The sequence below is a fragment of the Nonomuraea sp. NPDC050328 genome, assembly GCF_044459405.1.
In the GTDB taxonomy this organism is placed as follows: Bacteria; Actinomycetota; Actinomycetes; order Streptosporangiales; family Streptosporangiaceae; genus Nonomuraea.
Map to the genome: position 1 here is coordinate 564,498 of NZ_JBITIW010000004.1, position 21,807 is coordinate 586,304.

The window sequence follows — 21,807 nt, forward strand, 5'->3', positions numbered from 1 at the left end:
GCGAGCACGGTCGTCCCCACGAACGCGTAGGTGATCCGGTAGGCGAGCCGGGAGTGCGACCGGCCGTGCCCGCGTAGGGTGCCTCTCATGGGCAGGCTTCAGGCGTTGCTCGGCATCGAGCATCCGATCGTCCAGGGTCCCTTCGGCGGAGGGCTGTCGTCGGTGGCGCTGGTGGCGGCCGTCTCCGAGGCCGGTGGGCTCGGGTCGTACGGCGGGAACACGCTGGGGCCGGCGGAGCTGACCGGGCTGGTCGCCGAGCTGAAGGTGGCCACGGCCCGGCCGTTCGCGGTCAACCTCTGGGTGCCGCAGTCCGGCGAAGGGACCGCCCGGGTGAGTGAGGCGGATCTGGCGCGGCTCCAGCCGTACTACGACCGGTTCGGGCTGACGCCGCCGGAGAGCCTGACGATCCCGGACTTCGCCGAGCAGGCCGAAGCGTTGCTGGCGGCGGAGCCGTACGTGATCAGTTTCGTCATGGGCGTGCCACCCGCCTGGGTGCTGGCCGAGGCCCGGCGCAGGGGCGTGGTGACGATCGGCACGGCCACGACCGTGGAGGAGGCGGTCGCGCTGGCCGAGGCGGGGCTGGACGCGGTCGTGGCCTCCGGCGCCGATGCCGGAGGCCACCGCGGGGCGTTCCTGCGGCCCGTGCGCGAGTCGCTGGTCGGCACCTTCTCGCTGGTCCCGCAGGTCGCCGACGCGGTCGAGGTGCCGGTGATCGCGGCCGGGGGCATCGCCGACCGGCGCGGTGTCCGCGCGGCGCTGGCCCTGGGCGCCGACGGCGTGCAGATCGGCACCGGTTTCCTGGCCACCGAGGAGTCGGCCGCGCGGCCCGCGCACAAGCAGGCGCTCCTCGGCCCGGAGGGGCGGGTCACGGTGCTGACCCGCCTGTTCTCCGGTCGTACGGCACGCGCCATCCCCAACCGCTTCATCAGGGAGCTGGCCGCCCACGAGGCGGACGTGCCGGACTACCCGCTGCAGAACGCGCTGATGATGCCCATCCGCCGCCAGGGCGACCCGGACTACCTCAACCTGTGGTCCGGCCAGGCCGCGCCGCTGGCGGTGGGCGGCAGGGCGGCCGACTACCTGGCCGTCCTCGTGGAGCCGCGTTCTACGGAACGCTGACCAGGTCAGGGGGCGGGACGGGTGTCCAGACCGTAGCTGACCCGGTCGATCCAGTAGGGGCCGCAGCTCGCGCCGCTCCACTGGCCGGTGTTGGTGCGCACCCAGGCCCCGTCGCGGCGGCCGTTGACGCACTGGACCCAGGCGCGGAACTCGTAGGCGGGCCCGCTGGTCGCGCAGCGGGCCGAGAAGGAGTTCTGGCCGATGGAGTACTCACAGTCGCCGGCCGCCGAGGCGGCGGACGCCGAACCGATGGTGATGGCGCCCGCGGCGAGCGCGGTCGCGGCGAGGACGCGCAGGACTCTTCTCATTCCCTCTCCCAGGGCTGGTGATGACGGTGGGCCGTACGCGCGACGGAAGTAATTCTTAGGAAACTTTCCTAAGCAAACGACACCGTGCGCGGCCCGTCAACCCCACGGGTTCCTGGTTGACCCGTGCCAGGAACGGTGCCCCGCCGAGGTGAGGACCGCCACGACACGCCCAGGCGAAGGCAGGCCCGATGCGCATGCCGGCAAACTTTTCTCTGCCCAATCACGGAGCGCCTATGGTCCCCCGCAATAACGCCGCATACACGTGTCCGTGACAAATAATTCTTTGACGGGGATTATCAAAACTCGCGAAAGTGTCGCGGGAATGGCGAAGATACCGTCGTCCCATGACCTCGTCCAGAGTTCTCGCCGTGGTGCTGGCCGGCGGGCAGGGAAAGCGTCTGCTGCCTTTGACGTTGCGCAGAGCCAAGCCCAACATGACCTTCGGTGGGATGTTCCGCTTGATCGACTTCGTGCTGTCGAACCTGACCAACGCCGGCCATCTGCGAATAGTGGTGTTGACGCAGCACCACAGCGCCGGACTCGACCGCTACATCTCGCGGGGCTGGCAGCTCTCCTCGCGGGTGGGCCACTACGTCGCGCCGATCCCGGCGCAGCGGCAGTTCGGGCCGCAGTGGTTCTCGGGCTCGGCGGACGCGTTGTTCCAGAACCTGCATTTGATGCGGGAAGAGCTGCCCGAGCACGTGCTGGTGTTCGGCGCCGACCACGTGTACCGGATGGACCCGGCGCAGATGCTGGCCCAGCACGTCGAGTCGGGCGCCGACGTCACGGTGGCGGCGATCCGGCAGCCGCGGGAGCTGGCGCACCACTTCGGGGTGATCGAGTGCGGCCAGGCGGGCCGGCGGATCGTCCGGTTCAGGGAGAAGCCGAGCGACCCGGCCGGGCTGCCGGACTCGCCGCAGGAGATCCGCGCCTCCATGGGCAACTACGTGTTCCGCACCGACTCGCTGATCGACGCGCTGGAGCGCGACGCCCGTGACCTGGCGAGCAAGCACGACATCGGCGCGGACATCATCCCGTATCTGACGCGGGAGGGCCGCGCGGAGGTCTACGACTTCGCGCGCAACCACGTGCCCGGGGTGAACGCCCACGAGCGCGGCTACTGGCGGGACGTGGGCACGCTGGACGCCTACTACGAGGCGCACATGGACCTGATCGGGCCGGAGCCGGCGTTCTCGCTCTACAACGCGGACTGGCCGATCCGGACCTACCACGACCTGCTGGCCCCGGTGAGCTTCGGCCGGGAGCGGGCCTGCCGTACCGTCGACTCGTTGTTGTCGCCCGGCGTCGTCGTCGAGGCCGAGGCCGAGATCGAGCGGTCGGTGCTCGCGCCGCGGGTCAGCCTGGGGGCCCGGGCCCAGATCACCGACTCGGTCCTGCTGGGCAACGCGCGGATCGGGCGCGACGCGATCGTCCGGCGAGCCATCGTCGACCGCGACGTCGTCATCCCGGACGGGGCGCGCATCGGCGTCGACCCCGACCAGGACCACGAGCTCTTCCAGGTCACCGCCAACGGCATCGTGGTCGTCGGCAACGACGACGCCCGCCCCGCCCAAGCGCGGGTGGAAGCGGCCGGAGACCTGGCGATAGCACCGCGACACTGAGAGCCGGGCACAGCGACTCGGGAAAACTCGATCAAAGAGTGCGGAGATCATCAGGTTCCGCCGGACGAGGCGGGTATGCCTGAACGCGCAATCGTCGGAACCATCCATTCGGGGGAAAGATGTTCACACACAGCAAACCCAATCGGAAGGGACAGGTGGAGGTCCTCTTCACGCTGCCCCGTGAAGTCGGCCCGGTGTCGGTCGTCGGCGACTTCAACGGCTGGGACCCGTTCGCGCACCCGATGACCCTGGGCGAGGACGGTCACTACAAGGTCGCGATCGCCGTACCGCAGGGCGAGGCGTTCGCCTTCCGCTACCTGGGCGAGGGCGGCCGCTGGTTCGACGACGAGGGCGCCGAGGAGTACGACCACCGCGGTGCGGTCTTCCGCGTTCCGGCGCCGAAGGCCCGCACCACCACGGCCAAGCCGCGCGTCGCCGCGACCAGGGCCACCGCCGCCGCGCGCTGAGCGGTGGCGCGTGTTCGCGAGCATGGTCGTGATTGCGCGTCGTGAGGCCCCTTGCCTCCCGCGACGCTGATGCCGCAGGCAGGCGATCGGCCGGTCACCGTACGCGGGGACCGGCCGGCGTCGGTCCGGACCGCCTGCGGCGCGGACGGAACCGTTTGACAGCCCGCCATCGGGGGAGCCGAGACTGATGACCGACAACATCCCGCCGCAAGAGCAGCCCTATCCCGGTCACACCGACCGGATGACGCCAGAGCCCAAGGACGAGATGCGCGACTACCAGGGTCGCGACCTGCTCGCCGGCAAGCGGGCGCTCATCACCGGCGGCGACTCCGGCATCGGCCGGGCCGTCGCGGTCGCCTTCGCCAAGGAGGGCGCCGACGTCGCCATCGCCTACCTGAACGAGCACGACGACGCGGCCCACACCCGCTCCCTGGTGGAGAAGGCGGGCCGGCGCTGCCTCACCATCCCCGGCGACCTCGCCGAGCCCGAGCACTGCCGGAAGGTGGTCGAGGCGACCGTCGCCGAGCTGGGCGGCCTCGACATCCTGGTGAACAACGTGGCCTACCAGGAGCCGGTCGAGTCCCTCGGCGAGCTGAGCGACGAGCAGTGGCTGCGCACGTTCGCGGTCAACATCCACAGCTACTTCCGCGTCACCCAGGCCGCGTTGCCGCACCTCGGCGACGGGTCGGCGATCATCAACACCTCGTCGGTCAACGGGCTGCGCGGCAACAAGACGCTCATCGACTACGCGGCGACCAAGGGCGCGGTCAACGCCTTCACCCAGTCGATGGCCCAGAACCTCATGGACCGCGGCATCAGGGTCAACGCGGTCGCGCCGGGACCGGTGTGGACGCCGCTCATCCCCGCGACCATGCCGGCCGACCGGGCGGAGGGTTTCGGCCAGCAGGCGCCCATGGGCCGGGCGGCCGACCCGGACGAGATCGCCCCGTCGTACGTGTTCTTCGCGGCCGGGCGGTTGTCGTCGTACTACACGGGGGAGGTGCTCGCCCCGGTCGGCGGCGAGACGATGCCCGGCTGATCGGGTGGAGCCGCGGTCTAACTGCGGTGCAGGGAGGCGGCGAGGCGGTGCCCGGCCCAGCGCTTGACGCGGCGGAGCGCCGCCAGCCCGCTGGCCGCCCGGTCCAGCCGGTGGTACAGCCGCGGCGGCAGGTACGGCAGCAGCGGTGAGTGCCGCTGGCCGAGCAGGGCGAACATCTGGTCCGGCGGCAGCCGCAGGTAACGCGGCAGGTTCTCGTAGAACCGGGCGCTGTAGCGCGCCGCGCTCTGCAGCGGGCGCAACGCCGCCTTCCGCGCCCGCTCGTACTCCAGCAGGGCCCGATCCCCGCCGCCGACCGTGCCGGCCAGCGCGATGGCGTCCTCGATGGCCAAGGTCGTGCCGGCCCCGATCGAGTAGTGGGTGCTGTGCGCCGCGTCGCCGAGCAGGACGAGGTTGCCGCGTGACCACGACCGGTTGGTGACCGTCTGGAAGCGGAGCCACTGGACCTCGTCCTGGCCCCGGCCGATCAGGGGATGGCCGTCCAGGATCCCGGCGAAGAGCTTCTCCAGCAGGGAGAGGGTGTCCGCCTCGCCGGCGCGGTCGAGGCCCAGGCCCTGCCAGGTGCCGGGGGAGCACTCGATCACGCACGTGCCGCGCTCGGCGCTGTAGCGGTAGCCGTAGCACCAGATCCAGCCGTGCTCGGTCTCGACGAAGGCGAAGGTGAAGGCGTCGAACGCCTTCGTGGTGCCGAGCCAGAGATAGGTGTTGCCGCCGGTCGCGACCTCGGTGCCGAACGCGGCCTCGTGGCGGGCGCGCAGCCGGCTGTGCACGCCGTCGGCGGCGACGACCAGGTCGGCGTCCAGGGGCTCGTCGGTGATCTCGCGCTCGAACTCCACCCGCACCCCCAGGTCGGTCGCGCGGTTGGCCAGGATGTCGAGCAGCCGGTGCCGGCCGATGCCGAAGCCCTCGTCGCCGCGGTGCCGGGCGGTGCGCTCGCCGATGTGGGCGACGCCGTCGCGCCAGCGCACCGACGCGGCGGCGATGGCGCGGGCCGATTCGGGGTCGTGCTCCTGGAGCTTGGCCAGGAAGGATCCCCAGTAGGTGACACCCCAGCCGTAGGTCGCGCCGGCCGGGTTCCGTTCGTACACCGTGATGTCGTGATCAGGGGCCTTGAGCTTCCGCAGGATCGCGAAATACAGGCCGGCGGGTCCGCCGCCGACGCAGCTCACCTTCACATGTGCTCCCTGACCAGGCGGTTAATCTGTCGCTCAGCGTAGTCATTTGGCCACGAACTGCCCGGATCGGCACGCCCGTTGTCAGCCGCTTGGAAAAGTGATATCACTTTGCTATAGACCCGATAGCAACCCCCAGGGAGTAGAGATGGTGGACGCAACGGAAGAGGTCATCGTCGACATGCCGGCGCCGCGCACCAGCGAGCGCCAGGCGCGGGGAGCCAACGGCTTCGTCGTGTTGACCGTGGCGACGATCGTGCTCCTCGGCGGGATCGCCGCGCTCATCGGAGGCATCGTCATGCTCGCCGGCGGGGCCGGGACGAGCGGCTGGCTGGTCCTCGCGCTGGGCGTGCTCGCGGCGCTGGCCGGATTCGTCCTGTACTTCGGCCTGTCGGCCGTCGCGCCCGGCGAGGCGCGGGTCGTGCAGTTGCTGGGCCGCTACGTCGGCACCCTGCGCACGCCCGGCCTGCAGTGGGTCAACCCGTTCACGGTACGGCGCCGCGTCTCGACCAGGATCCGCAACCACGAGACCGACGTGACGAAGGTCAACGACGCCGACGGCAACCCGATCCAGATCGCCACCGTGGTCGTCTGGCAGGTCCAGGACACCGCCCAGGCCGTCTTCGAGGTCGACGACTTCGTGGAGTTCGTCGCCATCCAGGCCGAGACGGCCGTCCGGCACATCGCCGGCAGCTACCCCTACGACTCCCACGGCGAGCCCAGGCTGTCGCTGCGCGACAACGCCGAGGAGATCAACGAGAAGCTGGCCGCCGAGATCTCCGTCCGGGTCGCCTCGGCCGGCGTGAAGGTGATCGAGGCCCGGATCGTCCACCTGGCCTACGCGCCCGAGATCGCGCACGCGATGTTGCGCCGCCAGCAGGCCGGCGCCGTGGTCGCGGCCCGCCAGCGGATCGTCGAAGGCGCGGTCGGCATGGTCGAGATGGCCCTGGCCAAGCTCGCCGAGGACGGCGTGGTCGAGCTCGACGAGGAGCGCAAGGCGGCGATGGTCAGCAACCTGCTGGTGGTGCTGGTCGGTGACCGCGACACCCAGCCGGTCGTCAACACCGGCACGCTCTACCAGTAACCGCCGTGGAGCGGAAGAAGATCCTGCTGCGCCTCGATCCCACGGTCCACGACGCGCTGGCCAGGTGGGCGGCCGACGACCTGCGCAGCACGAACGCGCAGATCGAGTTCCTGCTGCGCAAGGCGCTCAACGAGGCGGGGCGCCTGCCCGGCGGGGTGGGTCAGATGCGCAGGCAGGGCCGGCCCCCGAAGAAGCAGACGGAGGAGTCCGAGGATGAGAGCGCAGCGGAGAAGCACACGGGCGATGGCGCGGCGGAGGCGGACGGCGCCGGGTGAGTCCCTGGCCGAGTCGGTGTTCCTGCTCGCCTTCGACGTCCGCAAGCAGCGGCTGGCCGGGCTGAGCGACCTGGGGTACGTCGTGCGGGCGGCGGTGCTGGCCGAGTTCCTGCTCAACGGGAACGTCGCCGACGAGGGCGGCAAGGTCCGGGCGCTCACCCCGCCGGTCGCGCCGACCGCGCTGGAGGCGGCCGTCTGGGAGCAGCTCTCGGCCTCGCCGCCGCGCTCGTGGTCGCGGTGGATCAACAAGAACGCCACGCTCGCCTACCGGCTGGTGCGGGACGAGCTGGTGGCGGCCCGGCTGGTCCACGTGGAGCACCGCCGGATCCTGTTCTTCCCGGTCCAGCGGGTCACGCCCCGCCGGCCGTACGTCTCGCGCCGGCTCGCCGAGCGTGTCACGTCGGCGGCCCGGGGAGGGCAGCCGGTCGGGCGGCTGCCGCAGGAGCTCAGGGCGCTGGCCGCGCTCGCCGCGGCGGCCAAGATGACCACGGTGCTGTCGCAGCGCGAATGGCGGCAGTACCGCAAGCGGACCGACGAGCTGTCCGCGCCGATCGAGCCGATCACCACGGCCCTGCGCAAGACCCTGGCGTCCCACCACTCGTCCGACGCGGCCGGCTGACCAGCCGCCCGGCTCGTCCCCTGGAAGGGAGACCGACAGTGAGCTCACCGGCCCGCGTGCCCCTCGCGCCCGAGCGCCCGCCCGGCGCCGCCCCCCGCGCGCTCGCCCCCGACCTGGCCAGAGGCGTGATGCTGCTGGCCATCGCCTTCGCCCACGCGCCGCTGTTCGTGCTCGACCCCGAGCACGGCTCCACGCTCGCCAACCGGATCGCCGACGCCTTCCAGTTGCTCTTCGTCACCAACCACGCCCGGCCGATGTTCGCCTTCCTGTTCGGCTACGGCATGGTCCAGTTGCTGCACCGGCAGGCCGAGCGCGGCCAGGACCCGGTGGCGGTCCGCAGGCTGGTGCGCCGCCGGGGCTGGTGGCTGATCGTCATCGGCGTCCTGCACGCGGTCGTGCTCATCCCGCTGGACATCCTCGCCGCCTACGGCCTGGCCGCGGTCGTGCTCGCCGGGCTGCTGCGGCGCAAGGACGCCACCCTGCTGTGGGTGGCCGGCGTGAGCTTCCTCGGGGCCACGGCGCTGGTGGGCGCGGCCATGGGCTACGTCTTCACCGTCGACATGCCCTCGATGCAGGTCCCGCTGGGCGCCACGCCCTGGGAGCTGGTCGGCGACCGGCTGACCGGCCTGCCGTACGGCATCGTGATCGGCACGATCATGGTCATCCCCGGCGTGGTGATCGGCATGTGGGCCGGGCGGCGGCGGGTGCTGGACGAGCCCGAGCGGCACCGGCGCTTCCTGACCCGCGCCGCGGTGATCACCACGGTCGTATCGGTCGCCGGAGCGATCCCGCTGGTCCTCATCGGGACCGGGCTGTGGACGCCGTCGGGGGCCACGCAGTGGCTCGCCGCCTTCGCCCAGCCGCTCACCGGCTACCCCGGCGGGATCGGCATGGCGGCGATCATCGCCCTGGTCGCGATCCGGGTGGGGCGCCGTCCCGGCCGGCTGACCACGGCGGTCACGGCGCTCGGGCAGCGCTCGATGAGCCTGTACCTCTTCCAGTCCGTCGCCTTCATGGCGGTCTTCGCACCGTACGGGCTCGGGCTGCAGGACGACCTCGGCACCGCGGGGGCGCTGGGGGTGGCCGCGGTCACCTGGCTGGTCTCACTGGCGCTGGCCGAGGCCATGCGCCGGGCCGGGTACCGCGGCCCCGCCGAGGTCCTGCTGCGCAGGCTGAGCTACCGCCGCTCGTCGGCCAGATAGGCGAGTACGGCGAGCACCCGCCGGTTGGTGTCGTCGTCCGGCTCGATCCCGAGCTTGGCGAAGATCGCGGCGATGTGCTTGCCGACCGTCCCCTCGCTGACGTACAGGTGGGCGGCGACGGCGCTGTTGGACCGGCCCTGGGCCATGAGCTGGAGCACCTCCTGCTCCCGAGGGGTCAGCAGCGCCACGGGGTGGCGGGGCGAGGTGCCGCCGAGCAGCTTGGCGATCACCTCGGGGTCCATGGCGGTGCCGCCCCCGGCCACCCGGCGCAGCGCCGAGACGAAGTGGCCGGTGTCGAAGACGCGGTCCTTGAGCAGGTAGCCCACCCCGCCGGCGCCGTCGGCCAGCAGCTCGCGGGCGTAGATCTGCTCGACGTACTGCGACAGCACCAGCACCGGGAAGCCGGGCCGGCGCCGCCGGGCCTCGATCGCCGCCCGCACGCCCTCGTCGGTGAAGGCGGGCGGCAGCCGTACGTCCACGACGGCCAGGTCGGGCCGGTGCGCGTCGACGGCGGCCAGCAGCTCCTCGGCGGTGCCGACCGCGGCCACGGTCTCGATGTCGTGGGCCTTCAGCAGGTGAGCGAGTCCTTCCCGGAGGAGGAAGACGTCCTCGGCGAGGACAACGCGCATGGGATCTCCAAAGTGGCCACGGTCGGCCCGCCGGGCGGGCTGGAGAGCGTGAGCAGGCCGTCGAAACCGGACAGTCGTCGCCGGATGCCGGCCAGGCCGCCGCCCGGGCCGGCGCTCGCCCCGCCCCGGCCGTCGTCGGCGACCGAGACCGCCAGCACCCCGGCGGAGTGCCGCAGCTCGATCCGCACCCGCGTCGCGTCGGCGTGCCGGGCGGCGTTGGCCAGCAGTTCCGAGACCGCGAAGTAGACCGCCGCGGCGATCGGAGGTGGCACCGTACCGGGCAGGTCCACCTGGACCTCGACGTCCAGCGGGGCGTCCAGCGCGAGGGTGCGGACGGCGTCGGGCAGGCCGCGGTCGGCCAGGACGGGCGGGTGGATGCCGCGGATGAGCTCGCGCAGCTCGCCCAGGGCGGTCACCGACAGGTCCTTGGCCCGGGAGACCAGGTCGCGGGCGGCCTCGGGGTCGCGGGCGATCAGGTCCTCGGCCGCGCCGAGCGTCATCCCCACCGCGATCCACCGGGCCTGGGCGCCGTCGTGCAGGTCGCGCTCGATGCGCCGCAGCTCGGCGGCCTGCGCGTCGCCGAGCTCGGTGCGGCTGGTGGACAGCGCGCTGACCCGGTGGGCGAGCACGGCCGCTCTCGTGGGGCCGAGCAGCGTCGCGCTCAGCCGGGCGTGGAGGCGCAGCAGGGCCGGCGCCACCGCGGCCCCGGCCAGCGCGGCGCCCAGCCCGGCGAGGGGGATCCACAGCCCAAGCGTCCAGGACAGGCCGGCGGGTGGGGGCCACGGCTCCAGGGGCCAGGGCAGGTCGGCGCCCAGCAGGCGCAGGGCGGTGAGCCACACCCACGCCCAGCACGCGGCGAGCCCGCCGGCCACCAGGACGGCCGGGCCGGCGAGCACCAGGCCGGCGGGCAGCTCCAGCGCCAGCCAGGCGAGGTCGCGCCAGGAGGCGGGGTCGCGCACGGTCCACTGCCATCGCAGGGCGCGCGCCGCGCTCGCGGCACTCCGGTGCACGGCGCCGAACTCGCCGCCGACCACCCGGTAGCTCCCGTCGGCGTCCGGCTCCGGCACCACCGGCGCCAGCCGGTACGGCTCGGCGATCCGCGCCCCCGTCCAGCGGTGGAACCGCTCCCGGCGGCGCGCGACGAAGCGCCGGGAGGCCAGCACGGTCTCCGGCCACAGCCGCATGGCCGTCGCCACGATCGTCCCGATGTGCGCCACGGCCAGCGCGACCGCCACCACGGCCAGTCCCACGCTCGCCCACAGCCGCGCGGCGGCCAGAGCGTGCCGCCCGAGCGCCGACACCACCCGCCCCGGCCCCGGACGGGCGGCCCGCGCGAGCAGCACCCGGGTCCACCGCGCATGCAGCCGCAGCGACACCGGGCCGACGGCCAGTCCCGCCAGCACACCGGCGACACCCGCCACCGGCCACCCCGACCAGGCCGCCACCAACCCGCCGCCGATCAGCGCCGGCCCCACACCGGCCAGCGTGCCCCCGACCACCGGCTCGACCGCCAGCCACGCCAGATCCCGCCAGGTCGCCGGATCGCGCGCCACCCACCGCAGCCTCGCCAGGTAGGCGGGCACGAACGCCGACCGGTAGAGGTCGTCGCCGTCGCGATACCAGCCCTCGGCGTCAGGCCCGGGCGGCGGCGGCTCCGGAAGGTAGGGCGCCGGGATCGTCACCCCGCCCCAGCGACCGGCCAGCCGCCGCGCCAGAGCCGGCAGCCGCCGCGCCTGGACCACGAAGAACGCCGGGGACGGCAGGCCCGCGTGCACCGCCACGAACAGGACTGCCAGGACCGGCCAGCCCACCGCGGCCAGCCCGGCGAGCGCCAGGCCGCGCACCGGGGCGATGACGTGCGCGCGCACCCGTGCCCCCTCCACGTGACCGATGAAACCACGCCGGTCCGGCCGGCGGTATGGGGGCCAGCCCCCAGACGGCCGGGGGGCCAGGCCGGTTCTCCGGGCCGGGCGGCGTTCCTAGCGTCCTGGACATGACTGTCACCGCTGTACGCATGGCCCACCTCGACCGGGTCCGGGTGCTGCTGACCGTGCTCGTCGTGCTCCACCACGTCGCGCTCACCTACGGGAGCTTCCCGCTGTGGTACCACCACGAGCCGGACGGGAGCGGGTGGGGCCGGCTGCTCGACCTGTTCATGCTCCTGAACCAGACCTTCGCCATGGGCCTGTTCTTCCTGATCTCCGGCTACTTCCTGCCCGGAGCCGTCGAGCGGCGGGGCCGGTGGCGGGTGCTCGGCGATCGGGCGGTCCGGCTGGGGGTTCCGCTCCTGCTGATCGTCTTCGTCGTCGTGCCGCTGGCCAAGCTGCCGGGCTACCTGCGTGCGCCGCAGGGCGGGTACCTCGACTTCTACCTGCGGGAGCTGGAGCAGGGGCCGGGCTGGTTCCTGGCGGCGCTGCTGCTGTTCACCGCGGCGTACGTGCTGCTGCACCGGCCGCCGGGGGAGCGCCCGGGCTCGCCGCTGCGGGCTCGCACGCTGATCGGCTTCGCGCTGGCGCTCGTGGTGCTCGGCGTCGCCTGGCGGGTGGCGCAGCCGCTCGACCGGGTGCCGCTGGTGCAGTTCCCGGTGCCGGCCTACCTGCCGCAGTACGTGGGCATGTTCGCGGCCGGGGTGCTGGCCTGGCGGCGCGGCTGGCTCACCGAGTGGCCGGCGCGGGCGGCCGGCTGGGGCTTCGGGGCCGCGGCGGTGGCAGTGGTCGCGCTCGTCCCGCTCACCCTGGACGGCTCGCTCCTGGCGCGGGTGGCGCACGGGATCTTCGACGGCGTCTACGGCGTCGGCATGTCGGTGGGGGTGCTGGCGTTGTTCGCCCACCGGTTCGCCGGACCGCCGACGGCGCTCGGCCGGTTCCTGGCGGCCAACGCCTACACGGTTTACGTGCTGCACGCCGTCGTGCTCGTGGCGGTCTCGGTGGCGTTGTCGGGGCTCGACGTCGGGCCGCTGGCGAAGTTCGTCCTGGTGGGCGCGGTGTCGGTCCCGCTGTGCTGGGCTCTGGCGGCGATCGTGCGGGGGCTGAGCACAACCGCCCTCGCGGCGGTCGTGCGCGGGGTCAGGCGGTGAGCGTAGCGGAGCCCATGGTCAGCAAGGGAACGAGTCCGGCCGCCCGTTCGGTCGGAACGGGCGGCCGGGGTGTGGCTACGGGGTGATCAGGTCAGCGCACGACCTCGTACGGCAGGATCTCGGCGAGCGCGGAGGCGCCGCCGATGCCGTAGTCCGAGCGGAGCCGGATGTAGCGCGCCGAGACGCCCTGGAGGCTGACGTCGTTGGGCGAGGTGAGCCGGAGCCACTCGACGGCCTTGACGTCCCTGAAGGTGACGCCGTCGTCGCTGACCTGCACCATGCCCTTGAGGATGGTGCCGTTCATGTTGGTGCGGAGCTTGGGCTGGAACCGCACTGCGGACAGTTCCCTGACCCGGCCCAGGTCGACCGTGATGGTGTGCGGCTGCGGGGGGACCACCGGGTAGTCGGAGTGGAAGTCGGTGGTCAGGTTGCCGTCCACGGCGCGCTTGGGGTCGCCGATGCCGGGCTTGAAGGTGCTGGCGGTGGCGGTGAGCTCCGCCGGCGGGATGCGGCGGCCGGCCGGCTCGGCGGGCCAGATCTCGCGGGCCTTGCCGACCTCCTCCGAGACCGGCTCGCGGGTGGGGCCGGGGCCCTCGCCGCGGATGAGGATGTCGGTGATGACCGAGCCGTGGTCGGAGTAGAAGGGGTACTGCGGGTTGAGCCAGCTGCTGCGGTGCCGCGGCAGGCGGTCGACGTCGGCGCGCGAGCCCAGGATGCGGACCTCCTCGCCGCGGGCGAAGACGTAGTCGATGCGGCCCGGGATGGCGCCCATGCCGTGGAACGGGCTCCACGTGCGGCCGGGGAAGCGGCCGGCGTCGGGGTTGGCGTAGCGGAAGGTGTCCATGAAGCCGGCGTCGTCGTACTGCTTGGTGTACGGCCAGGGCAGCACCAGGCCGCCGTGGCCGGGGGCGTTGGCGAACTGCTCGGTCCAGTCGAGGTAGGACTGCGCGTTGAGGTCGCCGCCCATGACGATCGGCGCGCCGTCGTTCTCGGTGAAGAACGGGATGGCCTTCTCGATGATGGCCTTGCCCATGGCCATGCGGCGCTCGTAGTCGCCGGCGAGGATCTGCTCGTTGGTCTTGCTGCGCGGCAGGCCGTGCGTGTTCTCCACGGCCGCGTTGTGGGTGTCGCCGTAGGCCCAGCCGTCGTGCCAGGTCCACATGCTGAAGGCGTGCACGTGCTTGCCGCCGGGCAGGCTCAACCGGGCGCCGCCGAAGTTGAAGGAGTCGATGTCGGCGTCGGCGTAGCGCGGGTAGACCTTCTCGACCTTCAGCTTGGTGTACAGCCAGAGGTTGTCGCCGTTGTGGCTGTTGTCCTCCGGCTGGGTGATCATCACCGCGGAGAACCGGTCGCCCTCGGCGCGGCCGGCGTTCAGCCCGTCGAGGATCTTCTGGCTGGAGCCGTAGGCCTCGACCACGAAGAGGATGTCCGGGTTGACCTCGTTCATGTACTCGATCATCTGGGCGAGGTTCTCGCCCGTGGTCTCCTTGCGGTCGAACGTGCCGCCCACGAAGAGGTTCCACGCCATCAGCCGCAGCGGCGTGCCGACCCGCTTCTGGTGGATCGGCGTGACCGAGACGTCCACCGTGACCTCGCCCTTGGGCAGCGGGAAGGGGCGGCTGCGCGCCTGGCCGTCCCGGCTGTAGACGGTGTCGCGCGCCCAGACCTGCTCACCGGTCTTGACCGTGGTGATGTACTCCTCCACGTGGTTGGGCCGGCTCTTGCCGGAGGCCACCACGACGCAGGAGTTGCCGGGCTGCTGACCGCCCTCGCACTCCAGGCGGTAGGCGCCGGGCTTGGGGCCGGGGTCGGCCGAAGCCGGTGCCGGCACCGTCAGCGCGGCCAGCGCCAGCGCGGCGGCCATCGGGGGGATCAGTCTGCGCATCGAGGTCCTCTTCCGGGTGGGGGTGCGGTCCGGGCAGGCCTAGCAGAGCACTTTCGATGGTCTGCAAAATATGTAAGGGTCGGCGCTGCCGCTGTAACCTGGATCATCGGGAAAAATCTTCCCGACCGCAAGAGGGTGAATGATGACTATTTAAGGAGTCCAAGATAAATCCCAGGTTAAGGGCAGCATGCTCCAGCCCCCACCGGGTAGACGGCATAGATGGACGACGGGATCACGGTCGGCGTCGAGGAGGAGTTCCTCCTCCTGCACCCGGCCACGCGGGAGCCTGCCACGCGGGCGGGCGAGGTGCTGCACCGGGCCGGGCGGCACCGTTGGGCGGACGCGGGCGGAGGCTTCCACCGCGAGCTCTTCCAGACCCAGGTCGAGGCCGCCACCGGCGTCTGCGGCACGCTCGCCGAGCTGAGGACCCAGATCGAGTACGGCAGAGCCCACCTGGCCGAGGCGGCGAACGCCTGCGGGCTCGCCCTCCTGGCGACCGGCACCCCGGTCGTCGCCGGACCGCCACCCGAGCTGACGCCCGGCGACCGCTTCGCGCATATCGGCCGCGTCTACGCCGGGGTGGTGGCCGACTACCAGAGCTGCGGCTGCCACGTGCACGTCGGCGTGGCCGACCGCGAGACCGCGGTCGCCGTCCTCAACCACCTGCGCCCGTGGCTGCCCGTGCTGCTCGCGCTCTCGGTCAACTCCCCGTACGGCGCGGCGGGCGACTCCGGCTACGCGAGCTGGCGCATGGTCCAGCAGTCCCGCTTCCCCGGCTCCGGCGTCCAGCCGGTGTTCGCCTCGGCGGCCGGCTACGACGAGACCGTCGAGCGCCTGGTGGACTGCGGCGTGCTGGCCGACGCGTCGATGTCGTTCTGGCTGGCCAGGCTGGGCTCGAAGCTGCCCACGATCGAGATCCGGGTCGCCGACGCCGCGGCCACCGCCGATGACGCGATCCTCCAGGCCGCCCTGTCCCGGGCCCTGGTCAGGACCGCCCTGCACGACCTGGGCGCCGGCCGTCCACCCGCCCGGCCGGACGCGCAACTGTGCGCGGCCGCCGTCTGGAACGCCGCCCGCTACGGCATGGACGGCCCCGGCGTCGACCTGACGACCGGCCGCCCGGCCCCCGCCTGGCAGCTCGTCGAGAACCTGCTCGGCCACGTGGGACCCGCGCTGGCGGAACGGGACGACCTCGCCGAGGTAAAGGAACTGCTCGAACGGGTGAGGAACGAGGGTGACGGGGCAGGGCGGCAGCGCCGGGCCGCTCGCGAGGGGGAGGCGCCGGTCGTCCGGCTGCTCACGATCGACGGAGGGACCTCATGAACGACGTCACGCCGAAGCTGCCCGTCCCGCGCGGCCCGATGTCGGCCGCCGTCGTCGGGATGCTGAGCGGCCGCGATCCGGCCGTGCCCGCCGCCGACGAGTGCGACCCGTTCGGCGAAGACCTGCACCTGGCCCTCTACACCTGCTACGAGCTGCACTACCGCGGCTTCGGCGGGGTGGACGACGCCTGGGAGTGGCATCCCGGGCTGCTGAGCGTGCGCGGCGAGCTCGAACGCGTCTTCCTGACGGCCCTGCGGGCGAACGTGGCCGGCGGCGACGACGTCACCGGCGTCCTGGACGAGCTGCTGGTCGAGCCGATCGACGGCGACGGCATCTCCTACCACCTGCGCGACCAGGGGGAGCGCTGGCAGTTCCGCGAGTACGTGGCCCACCGCTCGATCTACCACCTGAAGGAGGCCGACCCGCACGCCTGGGTGATACCGCGGCTGACCGGCAAGGCCAAGGCGGCGCTGGTCGCGGTGGAGTTCGACGAGTTCGGCGGCGGCCGGGCCGAGATGATGCACTCCAAGCTGTTCGCCGACCTGATGGAGGAGCTCGACCTCGATCCGGCCTACGGCGCCTACCTCGACGTGGCCCCGGCCCGGATGCTCGCCGTGGTGAACATGATGAGCCTGTTCGGCCTGCACCGGGCGCTGCGCGGCGCGCTGGCCGGGCACTTCGCGGCGGCCGAGATCACCACCTCGCCGAGCGCCCGCCGGCTGGCCCAGGCGGCCGAGCGGCTCGGCGTCGGGCCCCGCGGCACGCTGTTCTACACCGAGCACGTCGAGGCGGACGCCGTGCACGAGCAGGTGCTGCGCCGGGACGTGCTGGGCGACCTGCTGGCCCGCGAGCCGGAACTGGCCGCCGACGTGACCTTCGGGGTGCAGGCGACCGGCTTCCTGGAGGACCGGTTCGGCGAGCACGTTCTGGCGTCGTGGCGTGCGGCGGAACCGGCGTCCTCGCTGCTCAGCCCGCTGCCTTGAGTTTGGAACGTCCGAATTGCGGTATTTCGTGAGACATGTTCTTGTTGAGACCGCCGGGTGTCTACCGGCCGCAGGGAGACACCTTCCTGCTGTCCGAGTCGCTCTCGCGTCTGGACCTGCGTCCCGGAGCTCGCATCCTCGACATCTGCTCGGGAACGGGCCTGATGTCGGTGCTGGCCGCACGGCACACCGTGGCGGCACAGGTGACCGCCGTGGACGTCAGCCTCCGGGCGGCCTTCGCCGCCTGGTTCAACACCACCGTGCGCGGCCTGCGGGTCCGGGTCCTGCGCGGCGACCTCTTCGAACCGCTGCGGGGTGAGGAGTTCGACGTCATCCTCGCCAACCCGCCCTACGTCGCCGGCCGCTCCAGGCCGCCCGGCTCGCACAGCGCCGCCCGCGCCTGGGACGCCGGCCTCGACGGCCGGCGGCTCCTGGACCGCATCTGCGCCGCCGCGCCCCGCCACCTGGCGGCCGGCGGCACCCTGCTCATCGTGCACTCCGCTCTCTGCGGGGTGGAGGCCTCCCTGCGCCACCTGCGTGAGGCCGGGCTCCGCGCCACCGTGGACGCGCGCCGTCCCGAACGCTTCGGCCCGGTCATGCGGGCCCGAGCCGCCCAACTGGCCGCCCAGGGGCTCATCGAGCCCGGCCAGTGCGAGGAGGAACTGGTGGTGATCCGTGCCCGGCGACACGCCGCGGCCGCGCAGGCCGCTTGACGACACCAGGGTCGCCTTGGTCCAGGGCGGCCCCATGCTGGTCGAGGGACCGGTCGAGATCACCCTCGACGACGACACCACCGTGCGCTCCGACCGCTTCCTGGTCGCGCTCTGCGTCTGCCGCCGCAGCCGTACCTACCCGTTCTGCGACACCAGCCACCGCCGCCGGGTCAGGACGGAGGAGCCCGAATCCGACGAGTAGGGTCGGGGCGATGAAGCTGGCCCTCACCGTCCACCAGGTGCACCGGCTCACCGTGCTGCGCCCGGCCCGGCCGCTCCGACACGCGGTCCTGCTCGACGAGGACCGCTCCTTGGACGCCTACCTCGACCAGGAGGCCGCCCGGCGGATCGGCGCGTTGTGGGAACTCGCCGCCGCCTCACCGCACGCGCTGGTGCATGTGCCGCTGCGCGGCAACGCCGTACCGGCTTCGGTGGGTGGTGGGCGGCGGCTGGACCTGGTGCTGGTGCATCACTCGCTGCAGTTCAGGCCGTCGCGGTGGAAGGAGGTGCGCGGGCGGCTGGGGGCGGGACGGGCGCGGACCGTGGAGGTGGGCTGGAGGGCTCCCGAAATCGATCACGCGGCCGTGCACTTCCGGGAGAACCGCGACCTGTTCCACCAGCACGTGCACGCCGAGACCCTGTTCATGACCGGCAGCGCCAAGGCGTTCCGGGACAGCGCCCGGCACCTGTTCGAGCTGGCGCCCGCACCGGACGGCACGCACTCCTGCACCGAGCTCGACCCGGTCGGACGGGCCCGGCTGGTGCACTTCGTCTCCTGCGAGCAGTGGTAGACGATCTCCCCCGAGTTGGTTGCGCGCGCCTGTCGAGGGCAGATTGAATAAGTTGTGAGTAGGTTTTCTCCAGACGGGGAGGTGGGGTCATGGTCAGGCCACGGGTGGCGGTGTCGAGCTGCCTGGTCGGCGAGCCGGTCCGGTTCAACGGCGGCCACAGCCGCGACCGCTTCCTCGCCGGCCCGCTCGACCCGTACGTCGACTGGGTGCGGATCTGCCCCGAGATGGAGGCCGGCCTCGGCACCCCCCGCGAGACGCTGCGCCTGGAGACCTCCCCGGCGGGCCCCCGCCTGATGACCAGGAAGACCCGCCGCGACCTCACCGACGAGATGCGCGAGCTGGCCCGCCGGAGAGCCGCCGAACTCGACGTGGACGGGTACGTGTTCAAGGCCCGCAGCCCGAGCTGCGGCATCCACGGCATCCCCGTCTACCCCGGCCCCGACGGCCCGCCGGTCGAGCGCCGCAACCGGGGCCTGTTCGCCGGCACGGTCCTCGACGCCCACCCGCTGCTCCCGGTCGAGGATGAGGGCCGGCTCAACGACGCGCTGCTGCGCGAGGCCTTCGTCGAGCGGATCTTCGCCCATGCCCGGCTGCGCGAGCTGCGGCAGGGCGACTGGAAGCCGCGCGACCTGGTGGCCTTCCACGCCCGGCACAAGATGCAGTTGCTCGCGCACGACCCCCAGCTCTACCGCGAGGCCGGCCGGATCGTCGCCCGCGCCGGCTCGGCGGAGCCGTACGAGGTGGCCGGCGGCTACGGCGAGGTCTTCCGCCGCATCCTGGCGAAGAAGCCGAGCCCGGGCCGGAACGTCAACGTGCTCCACCACTGCCTGGGCATGCTCGATCTCGACCCCGTCCGCCGGGACGACCTGCTCGGCGTCATCGACGCCTACAAGGCGGGCCAGGTGCCGCTCAGCGTGCCGGCCACGCTGATGCGGCACCACGCCCGCGGCGAGGGCGCGGCGTGGGTGCGCGACCAGACCTACTTCGCCCCGTACCCTGACGACCTCCGCCTGCGCAACCACACGCCGGAAAGGGGCTGAGCCGTGGCCCTCTGCCTGGTGACCGGCGCGACCGGCTACATCGGCGGGCGGCTCGTGCCCGAGCTGCTGGAGGCCGGGCACCGGGTGCGGTGCATGGTCCGCTCGCCCGGCCGGCTGCGCGACCTGCCGTGGGCCGGCCGTACGGAGATCGCGACCGCCGACGCGCTCGACCCGGAGGCGACGCGGGCGGCGATGGAGGGCGTCGAGGTCGCCTACTACCTGATCCACACCATGGGCGGCGGCAAGGGCTTCGCCGGCGCCGACCGGGAGGCGGCCCGCGTCTTCGCGGCGGCGGCGCAGGCCGCGGGCGTACGCCGGATCGTCTACCTGGGCGGCCTGTCCGGCGAGGGGGCGCTCTCCGCGCACCTGCGGTCCCGGGCCGAGGTGGCGCGGATCTTCCTCGACGCGCCGGTGCCGGCCGTGGTGCTGCGCGCGGCGGTGATCATCGGCTCGGGCTCGGCGTCCTTCGAGATGTTGCGCCACCTCACCGAGCGGCTGCCGGTGATGACCACCCCGCGCTGGGTGCACAGCCGGACCCAGCCCATCGCGGTCCGCGACGTGTTGCGCTACCTGCGCGCCTGGGCGGACGTGCCGGACGAGGTGAACCGCGCCTTCGACATCGGCGGCCCCGACGTGCTGACGTACGGCGAGATGATGCACGGCTACGCGGCGGCGGCCGGGCTGCCGCCCCGGCTGATCATCCCGGTGCCGCTGCTCAGCCCCTGGTTGTCCAGCCACTGGGTCGGCCTGGTCACCCCGGTGCCCGCCTCGATCGCGCGCCCGCTGGTGGAGGGGCTGCGCAACGAGACCGTCTGCCGCGAGCACGACATCGCCCGCTACGTCCCCGATCCGCCCGAGGGTTTGATCGGCTTCTCGCTGGCGGTCAAGCTGGCGCTGCAGAAGATCAAGGAGGCGGACGTGGCGACCCGCTGGACGTCCGCCTCCACACCCGGAGCGCCCAGCGACCCGCTGCCCAGCGACCCCGACTGGGCCGGCGGCAGCCTCTACATCGACCGCCGCACCCTGACCAGCGACGTCGCGCCGGAGGCGCTGTGGCGGGTGATCGAGGGCATCGGCGGCGAGAACGGCTGGTACTCGCTGCCCACCGCCTGGAAGCTGCGCGGCGTGCTCGACCGGGCGGTCGGCGGCGTGGGGCTGCGGCGCGGCCGGCGTGACCCGCGCCGGCTCCGCGTCGGCGACGCCAACGACTTCTGGCGGGTGGAGGAGATCGAACCGGGGCGGCTGCTGCGGCTGCGCGCCGAGATGCTGGTGCCGGGCGTGGCCTGGCTGGAGCTGGGCGTGCGGACCGAGGACGGCCGGACGGTGTACGAGCAGCGGGCGATCTTCCACCCGCACGGCCTGTTCGGCCACCTGTACTGGTGGTGCCTGGTGCCGTTCCACCGGGTGATCTTCGGCCGGATGCCGGCCAACCTCGCCGCCGCCGCGTCACGGCCCTCCTGACCAGCCGGTCAGCGGGCCGCGGCCACCAGCGTGCTCACCGCGGCGTCCAGGGAGTCGACCCTGACCACCCCGCGCGGCAACTCCGCGTGCCAGCCCGGCCCGCCGACCACGAGCCGGTACGGCGGCCGCACCGCGGGCAGGGCGGCCAGCGGCGCGGGATCGCCGGTCTCCTCCTGCTGCGACCAGACGAAGACCGCGCTCGGCCCCAGCGCCCGGACGGCGTCGGCCAGCGCCGGGTACGGCACGCGCGCCCCCAGCACCCGGGCGTCCACCCCCATCGCCGAGGCCAGCACGGCGCCCAGCGCGTACACGGGCAGGCTGTGCTGTTCCTCCTCGGCGCAGGCGAGCAGCACCGGCCGCCCCGCCGCCCGGCCGGTAGCCAGCAGCGGATGCAACGCGGCCAGGACCCGGTCGGAGAAGACGTGCTCCACCTCGATCCCCGCGCCGGTCTGCGCCTGCCGCCGGCTGATCGCGCGAAAGACCGGCACCACCAGGTGCGCCCACGTCCAGGCCACGCCGTGCCGGGCGAGCGCGGCGGCCAGCCCTTCGTCGAGGGTCCGGCCGTCCAGGCGCACCGCCGCGCGGCTCAGCATCGCGACCGACGGCACGGCCGCGCCCGGCTCTACGGCCGGAGCCGGCTCCGCGGGCTCGGACGCCGGGGCCGGGGTCCCGCGCAGGGCCTCGCGCGCGGCCTCGGCGGGCGGGACGCCCTGGTGGATGAGCCGGCTCATCTCCTCCAGGCGCCGCAGGTCGGCCCGGTCGTAGCGGCGGTGCCCGCCGGGGCTACGCCGGCTGGGACCGATGCCGTAGCGCAGATTCCAGGTGCGGAGCGTGGGCGCGGGCACGCCGAGCCGCCGGGCCACGGCTCCGATGCCGTAGCCCTCCTCGTCGCTCGTGTCCCGTTGCTCAGCCATCGCTCCGTCCATTCCTTCGGACACCAGGTCCGGCAGGTTGCAACCGCGGGCGGCTCCCTGACGAATT

General features: G+C 73.0%; 22 protein-coding genes. 16 read left to right on the forward strand and 6 right to left on the reverse strand.

The window, feature by feature from the left end; genetic code table 11:
* The first annotated feature begins 87 nt into the window (after window positions 1–87).
* A complete protein-coding gene (locus tag ACIBG7_RS19070) occupies window positions 88–1,119 on the forward strand; it encodes an NAD(P)H-dependent flavin oxidoreductase (RefSeq protein ID WP_397337054.1) in 1,032 nt (343 codons plus the stop codon).
* 5 nt (window positions 1,120–1,124) lie between these two features.
* On the opposite strand, the gene ACIBG7_RS19075 is transcribed toward ACIBG7_RS19070, so the two are convergent.
* Window positions 1,125–1,427 (reverse strand): hypothetical protein, encoded by a 303-nt coding sequence (locus ACIBG7_RS19075; RefSeq protein ID WP_357933954.1) that lies wholly within the window; start codon window positions 1,425–1,427, stop codon window positions 1,125–1,127.
* A gap of 344 nt (window positions 1,428–1,771) precedes the next feature.
* Here ACIBG7_RS19075 and ACIBG7_RS19080 point away from each other — a divergent pair, with 344 nt between their 5' ends.
* The 3 genes from ACIBG7_RS19080 (at window position 1,772) to ACIBG7_RS19090 (ending at window position 4,555) form a co-directional block, all read left to right on the forward strand.
* Complete coding sequence (locus tag ACIBG7_RS19080) at window positions 1,772–3,049, forward strand: glucose-1-phosphate adenylyltransferase (protein ID WP_357933951.1); 1,278 nt, start codon at window positions 1,772–1,774, stop codon at window positions 3,047–3,049.
* A 155-nt stretch (window positions 3,050–3,204) separates the two neighbouring features.
* A complete protein-coding gene (locus ACIBG7_RS19085) occupies window positions 3,205–3,516 on the forward strand; it encodes an isoamylase early set domain-containing protein (protein ID WP_357933949.1) in 312 nt (103 codons plus the stop codon).
* 187 nt (window positions 3,517–3,703) lie between these two features.
* Window positions 3,704–4,555: an SDR family oxidoreductase gene (locus ACIBG7_RS19090; RefSeq protein ID WP_357933947.1), complete on the forward strand. Its 852-nt coding sequence runs from the start codon at window positions 3,704–3,706 to the stop codon at window positions 4,553–4,555.
* Between the two features lie 17 nt (window positions 4,556–4,572).
* Here the strand turns inward: ACIBG7_RS19090 and ACIBG7_RS19095 are convergent, their stop codons facing one another.
* Window positions 4,573–5,748 (reverse strand): FAD-dependent monooxygenase, encoded by a 1,176-nt coding sequence (locus ACIBG7_RS19095; protein WP_397337055.1) that lies wholly within the window; start codon window positions 5,746–5,748, stop codon window positions 4,573–4,575.
* Between the two features lie 145 nt (window positions 5,749–5,893).
* Between ACIBG7_RS19095 and ACIBG7_RS19100 the strand changes: the two genes are divergently transcribed.
* From ACIBG7_RS19100 to ACIBG7_RS19115, 4 genes are read left to right on the forward strand one after another with little or no spacing between them, the layout of a single operon-like run.
* Window positions 5,894–6,829, forward strand: a complete 936-nt coding sequence (locus ACIBG7_RS19100; RefSeq protein WP_397337056.1) for an SPFH domain-containing protein — start codon at window positions 5,894–5,896, stop codon at window positions 6,827–6,829.
* Between the two features lie 5 nt (window positions 6,830–6,834).
* Complete coding sequence (locus tag ACIBG7_RS19105; protein WP_357933942.1) at window positions 6,835–7,104, forward strand: hypothetical protein; 270 nt, start codon at window positions 6,835–6,837, stop codon at window positions 7,102–7,104.
* Window positions 7,073–7,723 carry a GPP34 family phosphoprotein gene (locus ACIBG7_RS19110; RefSeq protein ID WP_397337057.1) on the forward strand — a complete coding sequence of 217 codons (651 nt, stop codon included), beginning with the start codon at window positions 7,073–7,075 and terminating at the stop codon, window positions 7,721–7,723. Before ACIBG7_RS19105 ends, ACIBG7_RS19110 begins: the two co-directional genes overlap by 32 nt.
* Window positions 7,724–7,761: 38 nt before the next feature.
* Entirely contained in the window at window positions 7,762–8,925 is a 1,164-nt protein-coding gene (locus ACIBG7_RS19115) for a DUF418 domain-containing protein (RefSeq protein WP_397337058.1), read from the forward strand.
* Here ACIBG7_RS19115 and ACIBG7_RS19120 read toward each other — a convergent pair.
* Both ACIBG7_RS19120 and ACIBG7_RS19125 read right to left on the reverse strand, forming a co-directional pair.
* A complete protein-coding gene (locus ACIBG7_RS19120; protein WP_397337059.1) occupies window positions 8,901–9,554 on the reverse strand; it encodes a response regulator transcription factor in 654 nt (217 codons plus the stop codon). The genes ACIBG7_RS19115 and ACIBG7_RS19120 overlap by 25 nt on opposite strands.
* Entirely contained in the window at window positions 9,494–11,437 is a 1,944-nt protein-coding gene (locus tag ACIBG7_RS19125; RefSeq protein WP_397337060.1) for a sensor histidine kinase, read from the reverse strand. Before ACIBG7_RS19125 ends, ACIBG7_RS19120 begins: the two co-directional genes overlap by 61 nt.
* A gap of 110 nt (window positions 11,438–11,547) precedes the next feature.
* Between ACIBG7_RS19125 and ACIBG7_RS19130 the strand changes: the two genes are divergently transcribed.
* Complete coding sequence (locus tag ACIBG7_RS19130; RefSeq protein WP_397337061.1) at window positions 11,548–12,630, forward strand: acyltransferase family protein; 1,083 nt, start codon at window positions 11,548–11,550, stop codon at window positions 12,628–12,630.
* 91 nt (window positions 12,631–12,721) lie between these two features.
* Here the strand turns inward: ACIBG7_RS19130 and ACIBG7_RS19135 are convergent, their stop codons facing one another.
* Complete coding sequence (locus ACIBG7_RS19135) at window positions 12,722–14,515, reverse strand: discoidin domain-containing protein (RefSeq protein WP_357933918.1); 1,794 nt, start codon at window positions 14,513–14,515, stop codon at window positions 12,722–12,724.
* 219 nt (window positions 14,516–14,734) lie between these two features.
* Between ACIBG7_RS19135 and ACIBG7_RS19140 the strand changes: the two genes are divergently transcribed.
* The 7 genes from ACIBG7_RS19140 (at window position 14,735) to ACIBG7_RS19170 (ending at window position 20,826) form a co-directional block, all read left to right on the forward strand.
* A complete protein-coding gene (locus ACIBG7_RS19140; RefSeq protein ID WP_397337063.1) occupies window positions 14,735–15,838 on the forward strand; it encodes a glutamate--cysteine ligase in 1,104 nt (367 codons plus the stop codon).
* On the forward strand, window positions 15,835–16,821 hold the full coding sequence (locus ACIBG7_RS19145; RefSeq protein WP_357933912.1) for an iron-containing redox enzyme family protein: 987 nt from the start codon (window positions 15,835–15,837) through the stop codon (window positions 16,819–16,821). The genes ACIBG7_RS19140 and ACIBG7_RS19145 overlap by 4 nt, the downstream gene beginning before the upstream one ends.
* Before the next feature lie 35 nt (window positions 16,822–16,856).
* Window positions 16,857–17,534: a HemK2/MTQ2 family protein methyltransferase gene (locus tag ACIBG7_RS19150; RefSeq protein WP_357933910.1), complete on the forward strand. Its 678-nt coding sequence runs from the start codon at window positions 16,857–16,859 to the stop codon at window positions 17,532–17,534.
* A 34-nt stretch (window positions 17,535–17,568) separates the two neighbouring features.
* Window positions 17,569–17,736, forward strand: coding sequence for a CDGSH iron-sulfur domain-containing protein (locus ACIBG7_RS19155; protein WP_357933907.1), 168 nt, complete (start codon window positions 17,569–17,571; stop codon window positions 17,734–17,736).
* Window positions 17,737–17,746: 10 nt separating this feature from the next.
* Window positions 17,747–18,325, forward strand: a complete 579-nt coding sequence (locus ACIBG7_RS19160; RefSeq protein WP_397337064.1) for a hypothetical protein — start codon at window positions 17,747–17,749, stop codon at window positions 18,323–18,325.
* Window positions 18,326–18,414: 89 nt separating this feature from the next.
* Window positions 18,415–19,365: a DUF523 and DUF1722 domain-containing protein gene (locus tag ACIBG7_RS19165; protein ID WP_357933902.1), complete on the forward strand. Its 951-nt coding sequence runs from the start codon at window positions 18,415–18,417 to the stop codon at window positions 19,363–19,365.
* 3 nt (window positions 19,366–19,368) lie between these two features.
* Window positions 19,369–20,826: an SDR family oxidoreductase gene (locus tag ACIBG7_RS19170; RefSeq protein ID WP_397337065.1), complete on the forward strand. Its 1,458-nt coding sequence runs from the start codon at window positions 19,369–19,371 to the stop codon at window positions 20,824–20,826.
* Between the two features lie 8 nt (window positions 20,827–20,834).
* Here the strand turns inward: ACIBG7_RS19170 and ACIBG7_RS19175 are convergent, their stop codons facing one another.
* Window positions 20,835–21,740, reverse strand: coding sequence for a MerR family transcriptional regulator (locus ACIBG7_RS19175; RefSeq protein WP_397337066.1), 906 nt, complete (start codon window positions 21,738–21,740; stop codon window positions 20,835–20,837).
* Window positions 21,741–21,807 lie beyond the last annotated feature (67 nt).

Bases quoted from the DNA above. Each gene is read 5' to 3' on its own strand.
- ACIBG7_RS19135 (WP_357933918.1), bottom strand. From the start codon at position 14,515: ATGCGCAGACTGATCCCCCCGATGGCCGCCGCGCTGGCGCTGGCCGCG.
- ACIBG7_RS19175 (WP_397337066.1), bottom strand. From the start codon at position 21,740: ATGGCTGAGCAACGGGACACGAGCGACGAGGAGGGCTACGGCATCGGA.
- ACIBG7_RS19070 (WP_397337054.1), top strand. From the start codon at position 88: ATGGGCAGGCTTCAGGCGTTGCTCGGCATCGAGCATCCGATCGTCCAG.
- ACIBG7_RS19100 (WP_397337056.1), top strand. From the start codon at position 5,894: ATGGTGGACGCAACGGAAGAGGTCATCGTCGACATGCCGGCGCCGCGC.
- ACIBG7_RS19080 (WP_357933951.1), top strand. From the start codon at position 1,772: ATGACCTCGTCCAGAGTTCTCGCCGTGGTGCTGGCCGGCGGGCAGGGA.
- ACIBG7_RS19160 (WP_397337064.1), top strand. From the start codon at position 17,747: ATGAAGCTGGCCCTCACCGTCCACCAGGTGCACCGGCTCACCGTGCTG.
- ACIBG7_RS19120 (WP_397337059.1), bottom strand. From the start codon at position 9,554: ATGCGCGTTGTCCTCGCCGAGGACGTCTTCCTCCTCCGGGAAGGACTC.
- ACIBG7_RS19130 (WP_397337061.1), top strand. From the start codon at position 11,548: ATGACTGTCACCGCTGTACGCATGGCCCACCTCGACCGGGTCCGGGTG.
- ACIBG7_RS19110 (WP_397337057.1), top strand. From the start codon at position 7,073: ATGGCGCGGCGGAGGCGGACGGCGCCGGGTGAGTCCCTGGCCGAGTCG.
- ACIBG7_RS19140 (WP_397337063.1), top strand. From the start codon at position 14,735: ATGGACGACGGGATCACGGTCGGCGTCGAGGAGGAGTTCCTCCTCCTG.
- ACIBG7_RS19165 (WP_357933902.1), top strand. From the start codon at position 18,415: ATGGTCAGGCCACGGGTGGCGGTGTCGAGCTGCCTGGTCGGCGAGCCG.
- ACIBG7_RS19075 (WP_357933954.1), bottom strand. From the start codon at position 1,427: ATGAGAAGAGTCCTGCGCGTCCTCGCCGCGACCGCGCTCGCCGCGGGC.
- ACIBG7_RS19150 (WP_357933910.1), top strand. From the start codon at position 16,857: ATGTTCTTGTTGAGACCGCCGGGTGTCTACCGGCCGCAGGGAGACACC.
- ACIBG7_RS19145 (WP_357933912.1), top strand. From the start codon at position 15,835: ATGAACGACGTCACGCCGAAGCTGCCCGTCCCGCGCGGCCCGATGTCG.
- ACIBG7_RS19155 (WP_357933907.1), top strand. From the start codon at position 17,569: ATGCTGGTCGAGGGACCGGTCGAGATCACCCTCGACGACGACACCACC.
- ACIBG7_RS19090 (WP_357933947.1), top strand. From the start codon at position 3,704: ATGACCGACAACATCCCGCCGCAAGAGCAGCCCTATCCCGGTCACACC.